This window comes from Curvibacter sp. T50 (assembly GCF_057219955.1).
Genome location: NZ_JBXVVU010000001.1, coordinates 28,990 through 43,853 on the forward strand (window position 1 = coordinate 28,990; position 14,864 = coordinate 43,853).

The window sequence follows — 14,864 nt, forward strand, 5'->3', positions numbered from 1 at the left end:
AGGATGGTCAGGCCAGTTCCTCCACCGGCACGCAGCTGCAGAACAGGTTGCGGTCGCCGTAAACGTTGTCCACCCGGCCCACCGAGGGCCAGTATTTGGTGTTGACCGCCACGCCCCGGGCGGCCGCCGCCACATCGCGCGGGTAGGGGTGGGGCCAGTCGGCTTTCAGCACGCTGGCGGCGGTGTGCGGCGCGTTCTTCAGCGGGTTGTCACCCTGCGGCCAGGTGCCGGCTTCGATCTGGCGGATCTCGTCGCGGATCGCGATCATCGCGTCGATGAAGCGGTCCAGCTCTTCGCGGGTTTCGCTCTCGGTGGGCTCGACCATCAGGGTGTTGGCGACCGGGAACGAGAGCGTGGGCGCGTGGAAGCCGTAGTCCATCAGCCGCTTGGCCACGTCCTCGGCCATCACGCCGCTGGTTTCCTTGAGACCGCGCAGGTCCAGGATGCACTCGTGCGCCACATGGCCGTTGGCCGAGGCGTAGAGCGTGGGGTAGTGGCCCGCCAGGCGCTTGCTGATGTAGTTGGCGGAGAGGATGGCGGCCTCGGTGGCGTGCTGCAGGCCGTCGGCGCCCATCATGCGGATGTACATCCAGCTGATGGGGAGCACGGCGGCATTGCCGAGCGGCGCCGCGCTGACGGCTCCCACGCCGCTCTGGATGCCACCGGTCGCGTGTCCGGGCAGGAAAGGCACCAGGTCTTCGACCACACACACCGGGCCCACGCCCGGGCCGCCGCCGCCGTGCGGAATGCAGAAGGTCTTGTGCAGGTTCAGGTGGCTGACGTCGCCGCCGAATTCGCCCGGCGCGGCCACGCCGACCAGCGCGTTCATGTTGGCGCCGTCCACGTACACCCGCCCGCCATGCCGGTGCACCATCGCACACAGCTCTTTCACCGTGGTCTCGAACACGCCGTGCGTGCTGGGGTAGGTGATCATCACGCACGACAGGTTGGCGCTGTGCTGCTCGCACTTGGCCTGCAGGTCGGCCAGGTCCACGTTGCCGTTGTCGTCGCATTTGGTCACCACCACCTGCAGGCCCGCCATCTGCGCGCTGGCTGGGTTGGTGCCGTGGGCTGACGAGGGAATCAGGCAGATGGTGCGGTGGCTCTCGCCGCGCGACGCGTGCCAGGCCTGGATGGCCAGCAGGCCGGCGTATTCGCCCTGGCTGCCCGCATTGGGCTGCAGGCTGATGCCAGCATAGCCCGTGGCCTGGCACAGCCAGGCGCGCAGCTGTTCGTCCAGCTCGCGGTAGCCCTGTTGCTGGTCGGCCGGTGCGAACGGGTGCACGTTGGCGAACTCCGGCCAGGTGATGGGGATCATCTCGCTGGTGGCATTGAGCTTCATGGTGCACGAGCCCAGCGGGATCATGCTGCGGTCCAGCGCCAGGTCTTTGTCCGACAGAGCGCGGATATAGCGCAGCATGCCGGTTTCGGAATGGTGGCTGTTGAACACCGGGTGCGTCAGGAAGGCGCTGCTGCGGCGCAGCGTGGGCGGGATCAGTGGCTCCACGCCTTGCTCGAAGCGGTCCCACCATGCCGTTCGCCCTGAGCCTGTCGAAGGGCTCACGAGGTCTTCGACAGGCTCAGCCGGAACGGACGGGGTCGGTGCGCTGGTCGTGGTGAACACGTCCCACAGCAGGTTGATGTCCTCACGCGTGGTGGTTTCGTCCAGCGAGACACTGACGTACTGGCCCCAGGCCAGGCGCAGGTTGGCGCCTTGGGCGCGCGCTTTGGCGATGAGCGACTGGGCCTGGGCAGCGTCGGCGGCTTTCACCGTCAGCGTGTCGAAGGCCGAGTCGCTGGTCAGTTCCCAGCCCAGCTCTCGCAGGCCGGCGGCCAGGATGGCGGTGTAGGCGGCCACGCGCTGCGCGATGCGCGTCAGGCCTTGCGGCCCGTGGTAGACGGCGTACATGCTGGCCACGACGGCCGGCAGCACCTGCGCGGTGCAGATGTTGGAGGTGGCCTTTTCACGGCGGATGTGCTGCTCGCGCGTCTGCAGCGCCAGCCGGTAGGCCGGGTTGCCGTGCGCGTCCATGCTGACGCCCACCAGGCGCCCGGGCAGCGAGCGTTTGAAGTCATCGCGGCAGGCCATGTAGGCGGCGTGCGGGCCGCCCGCGCCCATGGGCATGCCGAAACGCTGCGTGGTGCCGATCACGATGTCGGCGCCGAACTCGCCCGGGGGCACCAGCAGCGTCAGCGCCAGCAGGTCGGCGGCGACGATGAAGGCGGCCTGCTTGCCATGCACGGTGGCCACGTCGGCGCGCAGGTCGTCGATGCGGCCGCTGGTGGAGGGGTACTGCGCGAGCACGGCGAAGTAGTCGTCGGCGGCGAGCGCGTCCGACCATTCCTGTGCCGAGTTCGCGAGCTTCACGGTCAGGCCCAGCGGCCGGGCGCGGGTCTGGATGACTTCGATCGTCTGGGGGTGTGCGTCGCCGGCCACGACGATCAGGTTGCCCTTGGCCTTCACCGAACGGCGGGCCAGCGTCATGGCTTCGGCGGCGGCGGTGGCTTCGTCCAGCATGGACGCGTTGGCAATGGCCATGCCGGTCAGGTCGGTCACCATGGTCTGGAAGTTCACCAAGGCTTCCATGCGGCCCTGGGAAATTTCGGCCTGGTAGGGCGTGTAGGCGGTATACCAGGCGGGGTTCTCCAGGATGTTGCGCAGGATGACGCCCGGCGTGTGCGTGCCGTAGTAGCCCTGACCGATGAAGCTCTTGAGCACCTGGTTCTTCTGTGCGATGGCTTTCAGCTCGGCCAGCGCCGCGGCCTCGGTGGTGGCCGGGGGCAGGTCCATGCCGCGGCTGCGCGCGATGCTGCGCGGCACGATCGAGTCGATCAGCGCCCGGCGCGAGGCCTCGCCGATCACCGACAGCATCAGCGCTTCGTCCTCGGCACTGATGCCGATGTGGCGGGCTGTGAATTCGCTGGCATTTTCGAGTTCAGCCAGGGGTTTGACGGGCGGCATCGGCATGAGGGCAACTTCCACAGACCGTTCGCCCTGAGCCTGTCGAAGGGCAGCGAACGGCAAAGAGGTGCGAGGGCTTCGACAGGCTCAGCCCGAACGGGATGGGGTGGTTCAGGCGTTGGCCGAAAACGCGTTGTAGGCGGTTTCGTCCAGCAGCGCGTCGACCTGTGCCGGATCACTCAGGCGGACCTTGAAGAACCAGCCGGCGCCCAGCGGGTCGCTGTTGGCCAGCGAGGGGTCGTTGCGCAGGTCTTCGTTGACCTCGACGATCTCGCCGCTGACCGGCATGTAGACATCGGCGGCCGCCTTGACGGACTCGACCACGCCGGCAATGTCCTTCTGGGCGATGGTTTTGCCGACCTCGGGCAGGTCCACAAACACCACGTCGCCCAGCGCGTCCTGCGCGTGGACGGTGATGCCGACGGTGGCAATGTCGCCGTCAACGGTGATCCATTCGTGGTCTTCGGTGAATTTGGTGGTCATGAGGGCTCCAGGAGTGAAAAGGGTGGTGATGATGACCGATCAGCCGCGGTGGTAGCGGTTGGGAACAAACGGCAGGGCGCAGACGTCCATCGGCACGGCCTTGCCACGCACGATGGCGTTCAGGCGGGTGCCGGTCGCGGCCAGGTCGGCGCGCACGTATCCCATCGCCACGGGTTTGTCCGCTGTCGGGCCCAGCAGGCCGCTGGTGACTTCGCCGACGGGCTGGCCGGCAGCATCCTGCAGCACCACATGTTCGCGCACCGGCACCCGTTCCAGGGCCACCAGGCCGACGCGTTTGCGGACCGGGGGCGAGGTGCCGTCCAGTTGTGCCAGCACGTGGCCGGCACCGGGAAAGCCGCCGGCGCGGGCGCCACCGGTGCGGCGCACCTTCTGGATGGCCCAGTTCAGCGCGGCCTCGGCGGGTGTCGTTGTGGTGTCGATGTCGTTGCCGTACAGGCACAGGCCCGCTTCCAGCCGCAGCGAATTGCGGGCGCCCAGCCCGACCGGCCTGACTTCGGGTTGTGCCAGCAGGGCGCGGGCAAAGGCATCCGCGCTCTCGGCGGGCAGCGAAATCTCGAAGCCGTCCTCGCCGGTGTAGCCGCTGCGCGTGACGTACAGGTCGGCCCCATTCCAGCGGGCCGCCATGCCGGTCATGAACACCAGCTGCCCGACACCGGGGAGAAGGCGGGCGAGGGCGGTGACGGCCTGCGGTCCCTGCAGGGCCAGCAGGGCGCGGTCGAACTGGGCGGTGACGGTGCAGCGGTTGCCGATGCGCAGGGCGATGTGGGCCAGATCGCCGTGTTTGCAGGCGCCGTTGACCACGACAAACAGCTCATCGCCCCGGTTCACGAACATCAGGTCGTCGATGATGCCGCCGGCATCGTTGAGCAGCAGGCCGTAGCGCTGCCGGTTCTCGCCCAGGCCGATCACGTCGACCGGCATCAGGCTTTCGAAGGCCGCGGCGGCGTCCGGCCCCGACAGGGTGAGCTGGCCCATGTGCGACACGTCAAAAAGGCCGGCGGCGCTGCGGGTGTGGTGGTGTTCGGCCATCAGGCCGGCCGGGTACTGCACCGGCATGGCGTAGCCGGCAAACGGCACCATGCGGGCGCCGAGTTCGAGATGCAGCGCGTGCAGCGGGGTGTGTTGCAGGGAGGCGTCGGTGGCGGACATGAACCAGGCACTTTCAAGGGCATGAAACAACCACGGTTGTTGGCCGTGGGCTGCCCTCGCTGTCCGCTTTACCTGAGAGATTCACCGGGCCGGCTGGCGCCTGCTGCGGCTTGCTCCTTCGGTGGTCGCTGTGTCCACTTCGGACCAGCGACTCTCTCCAGGGAGGAAACGCCCTTGCGGACGCCTGTCAGTCCTTTATGCCTGAGCGTTCAGGGTCTTTGCAGACCTCCTGCGCCTTCGGCGGCCACCCGGGGTGACTCTCTCCTGACGGACGTAAGTATAGCGGGCGATCTCTGGCGGGTCATGCCGGCTGGTCGTCGGGCAGCATCGCCGCGATGCGCTCGCTGATGGCGTCGGCGCGTTCGGCACCGGCAAGCGATTCGACCGTGGAGACAATGTCCCGCGCCACTGACAGCATCGTGTCGCGGTCGCGCGCCTCTCGCAGGGCCAGGCGATAGCGTTCCGCGGCGGCGGGATCGCGCCGCGCGAACAGCCGCTCGCAGATGTCGAACAGGAACATTCGGGTGGTTGCCAGTGATCGACGACCAGCAAACTGGTCGGCTCCGCTGCGGCTTTCGGGTTCGGCGACGGGGGCGTCTGCCACGGGCGCGGGCGTCCGCGTGCCGCCCGGCCGGGCTTGCGTCGTTCCGACGCCGGGACTGGCTGTCTGTGGGGTGGTGGACGCCGATCGTTTGCCTGGTCGTTGGCTCGCCAGGTCAAGGTATCCGTCCGTGACCAGACGCCGCAGAACGGCCTCCGCTTCCCCGTCGAACAAGGCGCGCAGGTCGGCATGGGTGCGGGTGCCGTCGGCCAGCAGCAGCAGGGTCCGCTCACGCTGCTGCAGCTGACGCTGACCCGGCTGCAGCTCGGCGCGGGCCTTATCTGTCTTGACGAGGAACATGGGCGGTGTGGAGTAGTTCACCGCACAGCATGCAAGGAAATGTTGACGAATCCGTGAAAACCCTGATGGCAACCCGGTCGGACGGGGCAAATCAGCGCTGTCGCAACCGGGTAACCCGCTCGCGGGTTGCTGCGATGTGCTCTCTCAGCGAGTACCAGCGTTCACTGAGCTCGGGCGGCAGCCGCATGCTGCGGACGCGATGCTCCAGCGCGTCCACTCGTGTCAGGGTGGCGCGCATATCCAAGGGGCGGTCGTGGGCCTGTTGCTCCAGTTCGGATTCCAGAAAACGCAGTTCGCCATAAAACGTCTTCAGTTGCGCGTCTGCTCGCCACGCCACGATGGTATCGGCCCGACGCAGCAGCAGAGCCACCAGGACCATGACCGGCAAAACGCCGAGCAGCCACCATTCGGCCCACTGCGCCACCCGGTAGGGCAGCATGGTGGCCAGGAGCGAGGCCGATCGCAGTCGGGCGATCTCGTTGGCATCGGGAACGGGGAAGTCGGCTCCTTGCATGGAGGGAAATTGCCCCTGTCGTTCCAGCATGCCGGTGACCCCGTGAACCTCGTAGGCAACCTCCAGAAGGGCCCTCTTGAGCGCAATGTGCATGTCACGCTGCACCACCAGCTGGGTCATGGTGGCCACGGCGGTGATGTCGTTCGGCGGCAGGTCGGACGCCAATTCGAACGCGCCTTGCGGGATCAGGATCGGTCGCAATGTCGGCTGCGCGCGTGTCAATGCCTGCACGCGCTCGACACCCAGGAGTCGTACACCCGGCGTTCGCAACAGGTCGCCTACGGTGCCCGACTCGGCCGTCGCGACGTGAACCACCGCGTCGACCCGGCCGTCCGTCAGGGCATCGACCGCGTTGCGGCCGACATCGTCGGTATGGGTCACGGCGGCGGGATCGATACCCGCGTGTCGCAGCAGCAGGTGCACCGCAAGACGATTCGATGATCCCTCAATGGACGAGGCAATGCGCAGACCCGCCAGGTCGCGCAGACTCTGAATCGGCGACCGTGCGAAGACCCAGACCATCTCCTGACCGATCACCGCCAGGGTCTGCACCGGCAAATTGCTGTCTCCGTACAGGCCTTGCACAAAAGCGGCAGCGACCGGACCCTCGGTGCCCATGTGGGCCAATGGGTCCTGTGGGCGGGGGTGTGGCCTGATGGTGACGGCAACACCGCGGCGCTCCAGGCGCAAGGCATAGGCCTTGGCGATGGCCATGTAGCTGCTGCCGGGCGGTCCGACGCCGATGACCAGGCTGGGCGGCGGAACCGGTTTCCACAGCCGGAACAGGCCAACCAGCGTCATGATGGCGACCAGGACGATAACGGCGGCGAGAACCGGTGCCACAAGAGTTCCACCGGACGGACGGTGTGCTTTCATCGGCCACGCATCCTTTCCAGCCGACGCCGCACAAAACCGATGTGCTGATGTAGCTGGTACTGCCTTTGCAACAAGTCCTCCGGCAAGCGGATGCGGTCCAGTGATTGCTCAATGGCCGCCAGACGGGTCGACACCCGGTGGAACTCCAGTGGCGACAGCCCCGAACTGTTCAGATCGTCTTCAATGAAACGCAATTCCCCATAGGTTTGCGCGATCTGCCGATTGAGGCGCCAGCGCAGCCAGGCTGGCACTGCGCGCCACAGCAACCAGGCGCCGATCAGAACCGGCAGACCGACAACCAGCAGCCGAAACACGATTTCGGCCCACCAGAAAGGCAACCACCGGTGCAAAGGGTCAGCCAGCCCGGCGTAGGTCTGACGGGCTTCGATCGAGCCCGGGAAGTCACTGACCCGGAGCGCCGGGAAATCGCCTGCCCGGTGAAAAACGCCCTCTCCGCCGTGCACCTCGGTGGCGACCCGTGCGGCCAGCCGTTTGAGCGAGGGATGCAGGTCCACCCGCACCAGCAGGTGGGTCGGTGTGGTCAGTACGGTGGTGTCGCGTGCGGGCTTTCCGTCCCCCAGAGCGTCCTGGGCCAGCAGGCGGGGTTCGAGAAAATTGTGGTTCAGGGCGACCTTGCGTATCTGGGAAAGCCCGATCGGCAACTGGCCTGAACCTTCGAGCAAGGCCCGCACAGCGGGCGACGAGGGCGAGGCAACCATCAATACGGAATCAATCTCGCCGTTGCGCAGCGCGGTCGCGGCGGCTGCCCCGGTCAGCGGACTCCACCGGATATCGTCGGGACGAATGCGATAGGGCCGAAGCAAGCGCTGGGCCAGTGCCCGGTGCCCGCTGCCGGTCGGGCCGGCAGCCAGGCGCTGCCCCTTGAGTTGGCTCAGGGAATGCAAACCGGCGACCCGGCTGAACAACCAGACGGCCTCCACATCCATGTTGCCCAGGGATTGGACCCGGGCAACACTGGCGCTGTCATCAATCGGCGAAGACCAGCCGAAACCGCCTTGTACCAGCGCCAGGTCCGCCTGGGCGGGTACGGCAGCCAGACGTTCCAGGTTCAATGCCGATCCGTCGGATTCGAGGATTTCGACTGCGATGCCGTGCCGGGCGAACTCCTCGGCATACCGGCGGGCGTGCTGGTGGTAGGCCCCGTCGGGTAGGCCCGCCGAGAAAACCAGCCGAGCGGGCGGCAGGGGAAAAGTGCGGATCCAGAGTAACGCGAAGATGACCAGCGCCAGGACGGCAATCGGCATCCGGATCCAAAGCCAGCGATGCCGATAGACGAGCGCGGTAAGCGAGACCTCCATGACGGGCCCGGTCCTCCTTCGGCCGCGATTATGGAGGACGGCGTGGCGCGGACGGCAATCTTTTTTCTACATACCGGCGTAGTTCGGGCCGCCGCCGCCCTCCGGCGTGACCCAGACGATGTTCTGTGTCGGATCCTTGATGTCGCAGGTTTTGCAGTGAACGCAGTTCTGTGCGTTGATCTGTAGGCGTTGGGCGTTTCCACCCTTGGCCTCGTCAGGCACATACTCGTATACCCCCGCCGGGCAGTAGCGGGCCTCCGGGCCGGCGTACTTTGCCAGGTTGATGTTGACGGGTACCGACGCGTCTTTCAGCGTGAGATGCGCCGGCTGGTTTTCTTCGTGATTGGTGTTGCTGACGAACACACTGGAGAGCCGGTCGAAGGTGATCTTGCCGTCCGGTTTCGGGTAGACGATCGGTTGGCACTCGGCCGCGGGCTTGAGGTAGGCGTGGTCGGGTTTGTCGCGGCGCAGCGTCCAGGGGATGTGGCCGCGCAGCACAAACTGCTCGAACCCGTTCATCAGCGTGCCGACGGTGAGGCCATGCTTGAACCAGTTCTTGAAGTTGCGGTCCTTGTTCAGCTCGGTGTGCAGCCAGCTGGCGTCGAAGGCTTCGGGGTAGGCGGTCAGCTCGTCCTGCGAGCGGCCGGCGACGAGGGCATCATAGGCCGCTTCGGCGGCCAGCATGCCGGTCTTGATGGCGGCGTGGCTGCCCTTGATGCGGCTGACGTTCAGGAAACCGGCGTCGCAGCCCACCAGCGCGCCACCCGGGAAGACAAATTTCGGCAGCGAGTTGATTCCGCTGGCGTTGATGGCCCTCGCGCCGTAGGACAGCCGTTTTGCGGTGACCTCGCCTTTGTCGTTTTCCAGGTAGTAACGGACATTGCGGTGGGTCTTCCAGCGTTGAAACTCTTCGAACGGGCTCAGGTAGGGGTTGGAGTAGCCCAGGCCGGTGACGAAGCCCATGGCGACCTTGTTGCCTTCAAGGTGATACAGGAATGCGCCGCCGTAGGTGTTCTCGTCCATGGGCCAGCCCGCCGTGTGCATGACGAAACCAGGCTGGTGGCGTTTGGGATCGATTTCCCACAACTCCTTGATGCCGATGCCCCAGCTTTGCGGGTCCCGCCCTTCGTCAAGGTGGTACCTTGCGATGACCTGTTTGCCCAGGTGCCCGCGAGCGCCCTCCGCAAAGATGGTGTATTTGCCCAGCAGCTCCATGCCAAGCTGGAAGTTTTCGGTTGGCTCGCCGTCCTTGCCGACACCCATGTTGCCGGTGGCGACCCCGCGTACGGCGCCAGCATCGTTGTACAGCACTTCCGCAGCGGTAAAGCCCGGGAAAATCTCGACACCCAGCGCCTCGGCCTGCTCGCCAAGCCATTTGGTGACTGCACCCAGGCTGACGATGTAGTTGCCGTGGTTGTCGGCAAACGGGGGCAGGAACAGGTTGGGAACCCGAAACGATGAGTTCTCACCGAGAAAGATGTAGGCATCGTCGGTGACCGGCTGGTGCAGCGGTGCGCCTCTTTCCTTCCAGTCGGGAAACAGTTCGGTCAGGGCTTTCGGATCCATGATGGCGCCCGAGAGGATGTGCGCCCCCGGCTCGGAGCCCTTTTCGAGCACGACAACCGAGACATCCGTGCCCTTCTCGGCGGCCAGCTGTTTGAGCCGGATTGCGGTGGACAGGCCACCGGGGCCGCCACCGACCACGACCACGTCGTATTCCATGGCCTCACGGGGGCCATACTGCGCGAGGAGTTCGTCGTTTGTCATTGGGTTTCTCGTCTCTGATGTAATGCTCGGGGGTGGGGTGATTGTCGGCGCAGTTTGCGCCGGAGTCTGTCGGCCCCACGACGATTCTAGTCAGCGGAATGCTGAGAATCGAACGATCGTACTATTTTTAGTGGAGCTTCTCTGTATGGCATTCAGTATCGATCTATCGGGCCGTGTTGCCCTGGTTACCGGCGCGTCCAGTGGCCTGGGGGCCCAGTTCGCCCGCACACTCGCGCGCGCCGGGGCCGGCGTGGTACTCGCCAGCCGCCGGGTCGACAAACTCAAGGAACTTCGCGCCCGCATCGAGGGCGAAGGCGGAGACGCCCATGTGGTGGAACTGGATGTGACCAGCACCGATTCGATTGCGGCCGCCGTGGCCCATGCGGAAACCGAGATGGGTTCGATCGACATCCTTGTCAACAACTCCGGAGTAAGCACCACCCAGCGCCTTCAGGAGGTCCGCGAGGATGACTTCGATTTCATTTTCAACACCAACGTGCGGGGCGCGTTTTTTGTTGCCCAGGAAGTGGGCAAACGCATGTTGGCCCGCGCCAAGGGCGCGGCCCCCGGCAGTTACACCGGGGGGCGCATCATCAATATCGCCTCGGTCGCCGGGCTTCGGGTCTTGCCGCAGATTGGCGTCTACTGCATGAGCAAGGCTGCGGTGGTGCAGATGACCCGAGCGATGGCAACCGAATGGGGACGGTACGGCATCAATGTCAACGCCATCTGTCCCGGCTATATCGACACCGAGATCAACCACCACCACTGGGAAACCGAGCAAGGTCGAAAACTGGTGCAGATGTTGCCCCGCAAACGGGTGGGTCAACCGCAAGACCTTGACGCCCTGCTGGTGATGCTGGCCAGCGATCAGAGCCACTTCATCAACGGAGCCATCATCTCCGCGGACGACGGGTTCGGTGTCTGAACGGCGGGAGCCTTCGCGGGCGCTGACGACCGGTGTCCTTGCCGGACTGGGTGCCGGCGCGCTGTGGGGGCTGGTATTTGTGGCGCCGCACATGGCCCCCGGGTTGTCCTCGCTGGACCTCGCCGCGGGGCGCTTTGTCAGCTACGGCCTGGTGTCGGTCTTGCTGCTTGCCGTGGTGCCCGGTGCCAGGGCCTGGCCGTCCGCATCGCAGGCCCTGTGGGCGCTGGGGTTGAGTGTGCTGGGTTTCACGGGCTACTACTGGCTGCTGGTTCTGGCGATCCGCGATGCCGGGACCGAAGTGCCAACGCTCATCATCGGCACCATACCGCTGTGGGTCATGTTGCTGGGCAAGCCGGCCGGTCTGCGGTGGGCGGCTTTGCTGCCAGGGCTCGCTTTCACAGCCACCGGGCTGGTCTTGATGATGCACGCGCAGCATGACGGGTCCGTGCCGGGCGACGGCCCCGCCGATTTTGCCCGCGGGGTCTTCTGGGCTGTCGCCGCCATGGCCTGCTGGACCGCCTTCTCGCTGCTGAATGCGACCTGGCTCGCGCGCCACCCCGAGGTCAGTGCGGCAACCTGGGCCAACTGGCTGGGTCTGGCGACCGGTGCGGGCGCGTTGGCCTTGTGGCTGGTTTTTGGCACTCCCGCTGCGGAACTGGCGGCCCGGCCAGGCATCGGCCTGGCGGTGGTGGTGTGTATGGCGACCGGACTGGGCTCGGCCTGGCTGGCCACGGTGCTGTGGAACATGGCCAGCCAACAATTGCCCGCGAGCCTGTGTGGTCAGCTGATTGTGAGCGAGACGGTGTTCGCGCTGCTCTATTCTTTTGTCTGGGACGGTCGCTGGCCGACCCTTTTCCAATGGGCCGCTGGTGTGCTGTTTACCACCGGCATCCTCTTTTCCATCAAGGCGCACCGATGAAACTGGAGCTTCCCGAGAACAAGAAAAAGGTGTTCACCATGACCATTCCCATTCGCTGGGGCGACATGGACGCCATGGGGCACCTCAACAACACGCTGTATTTCCGCTACATGGAAATCATCCGGATCGAATGGTTCCGCTCGATCGGGTGCATGGTGGACGCGTCCGGACAAGGCCCCGTGATCGTCAATGCCTTCTGCAACTTCTACCGGCAGTTCGAATACCCCGGCGACGTTCTGGCGACGATGTACGTCAGCGATCCGGGCCGCAGCACCTTCGAGAGCTGGTGCACCATGGAACGGGCTGACCAGCCCGGCGTGATCCATGCCGCCGGCGGTGCGACGACGATCTGGGTGGATTTTCCCAAGCAGAAGTCCGTAGCGCTACCGGACTGGGTTCGGAAACTGGTGGCAGACTGATCAGGCAACCGAACCGCGCCCCCGGCCGCCCGGCGGTCGGAATTATCAGAGTTTTCTGCCCATACCCAGCGCAAAAAGGTCTTTTTGCGCTACCAAAAACGTAGTCAGGATTTTGCCTTCGGCACCCGCCCCATCAGATAGAACTCGGGATTGGGCATCATGCCGCTGAAGCTGGCCATGCGGTTGGACAAGCCGAAGAAGGCAGTGATCGCGGCGATGTCCCAGATGTCTTCATCGTCGAACCCATGGGCGTGCAGCGCTTCGAAATCGGCCTCGCCGATGGCATCGGACTGTTGGCAGACCTTGATGGCGAAGTCCAGCATGGCACGCTGACGCGGCGGAATCTCGGCCTTGCGCCAGTTGACGGCCACCTGGTCGGCGATCAGCGGATTTTTCTCGTAGATGCGCAAAATCGCCCCATGGGCCACCACACAGTACAGGCAGTTGTTGGCCGCACTGGTGGTGGTCACGATCATCTCGCGTTCGCCTTTGGTCAGGCCACTGGTCCGCCCGACCGACTCGGGAACCATCAGCGCATCGTGATAGGCGAAGAACGCGCGCCATTCGGCCGGGCGGCGGGCAAAAGCGAGGAAAACGTTCGGCACAAAGCCGGCTTTTTCCTGAACTTCCAGGACCTTGGCCTTGATGTCGGCGGGCAGATCGTTCAGGTCGGGGGCGGGGTAACGGTTCATGGGCAGTCTCCGAAAGATGTTGCCGATTATGCTGGCGCATTTGGCAGGAGCTTTTGACATGACCGATGCATTCGAGCGGGGCCTGGCGACCCGCAAAAAGGTGATGGGCGAAGACTTTGTGGCCCGCGCGTTCGGCGGTGCCACCGAATTCACCGCCCCGATTCAGGACCACATCACCCGCGCGGCCTGGGGCGAGGTGTGGCAGCGCCCCGGGCTGGATCTGAAGACCCGCAGCCTCATCACCGTGGCCATGCTTACGGCGCTGGGCAAACAGCACGAACTCAAGGGCCATGTGCGCGGTGCGCTGAACAACGGCGCCTCGCCGCAGGAGCTTCAGGAAGTCTTGCTGCACGCGGCGATCTACTGCGGCGTGCCCTCTGCGGTGGAGGCGTTTCGCACGGCCGCCGAAGTGGTCGACGGGCCGAAAGCGATCTGACGGAGGCCAGCGCGGAAAATTATCGTCCTGATCGACCTTTACCCATCGTAAAAAGGTCGCATGGTGCTACATATACGATAGCGATAGCGATATCGCGGCGCGTCGGGACTGATCAGCCGGCCACCAGGCGGTGCACCAGGTCGGCGGCGGTGCTGGCGCCGTACTTGCGCATCAGCCGGGCGCGGTAGATTTCGACGGTGCGGTGACTGATGGAGAGCAGCTTGCCGATCTCCTTGCTGGTGCGGCCGTCCATCAGGCCGGCGGCGACCTCGCGCTCGCGGGGCGTCAGTTCGGCCTTGACCGGTCTCCGTGAGCTCAGGTCTTCAAAACTCCAGATGCCGGCCTCATGCGGTGCGTCGCGATTGAGTGCGCGGCCCGTGACATGGCACCAGAATGTTTCGCCCTTCAGGCGTCCGTCCACCCGTTTCATGATGCGGTCGTCCGCATAGACACCGCGGGCATTGAGGATTGGCGCGATGCGCGCACCGGTGCGCTCGTACTCGTCCGCGCTGGGGTAGAGAATCTGGAAGCTTTGGCCGATCAGTTGCTGGCGCGATGTGCCGAACATTTCGCACACCCGCTGGTTGCAGTCCACCATGGTGCGATTGCGGGAGAGCACCAGGCCGATCGGGGCGAGATCGAATGCCAGTTGATAGTCAATGTCGGTGAGCATGGGCGATATTGCGGGTAAACCCGATTACGAAATACTACGTATGACAATACGTAGTATCGTAGTGCTTTCCTTTCTCAGGAGACCTGTGTGAACAAGATATTTCCCTCCGCCGCCGAAGCCCTCCGAGGCGTCGTTGCCGACGGCCAGTTGCTGGCGGTTGGCGGCTTTGGTCTGTGTGGCATTCCCGAGGCGCTGATCGATGCCCTGTGCGCCAGCGGTGTCAAGGACCTCACCGTCATTTCCAACAATGCGGGGGTTGATGGCTTTGGTCTGGGCAAACTGCTTGAAACCCGCCAGATCAGGAAGATGATCTCGTCTTACGTCGGCGAGAACAAGGAGTTCGAACGCCAGTATCTGGCGGGCGAGCTGGAGCTGGAATTCACTCCCCAGGGCACGCTGGCAGAGAAGCTGCGCGCCGGCGGTGCGGGCATTCCGGCGTTCTTCACCAAGACCGGCGTCGGCACCATCGTGGCGGACGGCAAGGAACTGCGCGAGTTCGGTGGCGAGACGTACGTCATGGAACACGCCTTGTTCCCTCAGGTGGCGCTCGTCAAGGCAGACATCGCGGACCGCTCGGGCAACCTGCGTTTCAATCTCACGGCACGTAATTTCAACCCGGCGGCCGCCATGGCCGGCAAGATCTGCATCGTCGAAGTCGAGCGGGTGGTGGCCACGGGCGAGATTGCACCCGACGACGTGCACCTGCCCGGGATCTACGTGCACCGTATCGTGCACAACCCCACGCCCGAAAAGCGCATTGAAAAGCGCACCACCCGCGACCGCAAAGTCTGATCAGGAGAAACAA

General features: G+C 65.1%; 14 protein-coding genes and 2 riboswitches. Of the genes, 5 read left to right on the forward strand and 9 right to left on the reverse strand.

All coding sequences use genetic code 11. From position 1 onward, the window contains the following. Positions 1–7: 7 nt before the first annotated feature. The 7 genes from gcvP to AC2EBU_RS00200 form a co-directional block, all read right to left on the reverse strand. On the reverse strand, positions 8–2,968 hold the full coding sequence (gene gcvP, locus AC2EBU_RS00170; RefSeq protein ID WP_484608369.1) for an aminomethyl-transferring glycine dehydrogenase: 2,961 nt from the start codon (positions 2,966–2,968) through the stop codon (positions 8–10). 105 nt (positions 2,969–3,073) lie between these two features. Next, positions 3,074–3,445, reverse strand: coding sequence for a glycine cleavage system protein GcvH (gene gcvH / locus AC2EBU_RS00175; protein ID WP_484608370.1), 372 nt, complete (start codon positions 3,443–3,445; stop codon positions 3,074–3,076). A gap of 39 nt (positions 3,446–3,484) precedes the next feature. Further along, positions 3,485–4,615, reverse strand: a complete 1,131-nt coding sequence (gene gcvT, locus AC2EBU_RS00180) for a glycine cleavage system aminomethyltransferase GcvT (RefSeq protein ID WP_484608371.1) — start codon at positions 4,613–4,615, stop codon at positions 3,485–3,487. Positions 4,616–4,664: 49 nt separating this feature from the next. Next, positions 4,665–4,786: riboswitch (glycine riboswitch) on the reverse strand. A gap of 7 nt (positions 4,787–4,793) precedes the next feature. Beyond that, positions 4,794–4,892: riboswitch (glycine riboswitch) on the reverse strand. Positions 4,893–4,916: 24 nt separating this feature from the next. Further along, a complete protein-coding gene (locus AC2EBU_RS00185; RefSeq protein WP_484608372.1) occupies positions 4,917–5,516 on the reverse strand; it encodes a hypothetical protein in 600 nt (199 codons plus the stop codon). Between the two features lie 91 nt (positions 5,517–5,607). Beyond that, the gene (locus tag AC2EBU_RS00190; protein ID WP_484608373.1) at positions 5,608–6,906 is read right to left on the reverse strand and encodes a TAXI family TRAP transporter solute-binding subunit; all 1,299 of its coding nucleotides are present in this window, start codon (positions 6,904–6,906) and stop codon (positions 5,608–5,610) included. Continuing rightward, positions 6,903–8,225, reverse strand: coding sequence for a TAXI family TRAP transporter solute-binding subunit (locus AC2EBU_RS00195; RefSeq protein WP_484608374.1), 1,323 nt, complete (start codon positions 8,223–8,225; stop codon positions 6,903–6,905). Before AC2EBU_RS00195 ends, AC2EBU_RS00190 begins: the two co-directional genes overlap by 4 nt. 66 nt (positions 8,226–8,291) lie before the next feature. Further along, positions 8,292–9,992: an electron transfer flavoprotein-ubiquinone oxidoreductase gene (locus AC2EBU_RS00200; RefSeq protein ID WP_484608375.1), complete on the reverse strand. Its 1,701-nt coding sequence runs from the start codon at positions 9,990–9,992 to the stop codon at positions 8,292–8,294. A gap of 145 nt (positions 9,993–10,137) precedes the next feature. Between AC2EBU_RS00200 and AC2EBU_RS00205 the strand changes: the two genes are divergently transcribed. From AC2EBU_RS00205 to AC2EBU_RS00215, 3 genes are read left to right on the forward strand one after another with little or no spacing between them, the layout of a single operon-like run. Further along, a complete protein-coding gene (locus tag AC2EBU_RS00205) occupies positions 10,138–10,920 on the forward strand; it encodes an SDR family oxidoreductase (protein WP_484608376.1) in 783 nt (260 codons plus the stop codon). Continuing rightward, positions 10,913–11,839: a DMT family transporter gene (locus tag AC2EBU_RS00210; protein WP_484608377.1), complete on the forward strand. Its 927-nt coding sequence runs from the start codon at positions 10,913–10,915 to the stop codon at positions 11,837–11,839. Before AC2EBU_RS00205 ends, AC2EBU_RS00210 begins: the two co-directional genes overlap by 8 nt. Beyond that, on the forward strand, positions 11,836–12,258 hold the full coding sequence (locus AC2EBU_RS00215) for an acyl-CoA thioesterase (protein WP_484608378.1): 423 nt from the start codon (positions 11,836–11,838) through the stop codon (positions 12,256–12,258). The genes AC2EBU_RS00210 and AC2EBU_RS00215 overlap by 4 nt, the downstream gene beginning before the upstream one ends. Before the next feature lie 104 nt (positions 12,259–12,362). Here the strand turns inward: AC2EBU_RS00215 and AC2EBU_RS00220 are convergent, their stop codons facing one another. Next, positions 12,363–12,950: a peroxidase-related enzyme gene (locus tag AC2EBU_RS00220; RefSeq protein WP_484608379.1), complete on the reverse strand. Its 588-nt coding sequence runs from the start codon at positions 12,948–12,950 to the stop codon at positions 12,363–12,365. Positions 12,951–13,008: 58 nt separating this feature from the next. Between AC2EBU_RS00220 and AC2EBU_RS00225 the strand changes: the two genes are divergently transcribed. Continuing rightward, positions 13,009–13,386 carry a carboxymuconolactone decarboxylase family protein gene (locus tag AC2EBU_RS00225; protein ID WP_484608380.1) on the forward strand — a complete coding sequence of 126 codons (378 nt, stop codon included), beginning with the start codon at positions 13,009–13,011 and terminating at the stop codon, positions 13,384–13,386. A 112-nt stretch (positions 13,387–13,498) separates the two neighbouring features. Here AC2EBU_RS00225 and AC2EBU_RS00230 read toward each other — a convergent pair whose 3' ends face one another. Continuing rightward, positions 13,499–14,059, reverse strand: coding sequence for a LuxR C-terminal-related transcriptional regulator (locus AC2EBU_RS00230; protein WP_484608381.1), 561 nt, complete (start codon positions 14,057–14,059; stop codon positions 13,499–13,501). Positions 14,060–14,146: 87 nt separating this feature from the next. Here AC2EBU_RS00230 and AC2EBU_RS00235 point away from each other — a divergent pair, with 87 nt between their 5' ends. Continuing rightward, on the forward strand, positions 14,147–14,851 hold the full coding sequence (locus AC2EBU_RS00235; protein WP_484608382.1) for a CoA transferase subunit A: 705 nt from the start codon (positions 14,147–14,149) through the stop codon (positions 14,849–14,851). Positions 14,852–14,864 lie beyond the last annotated feature (13 nt).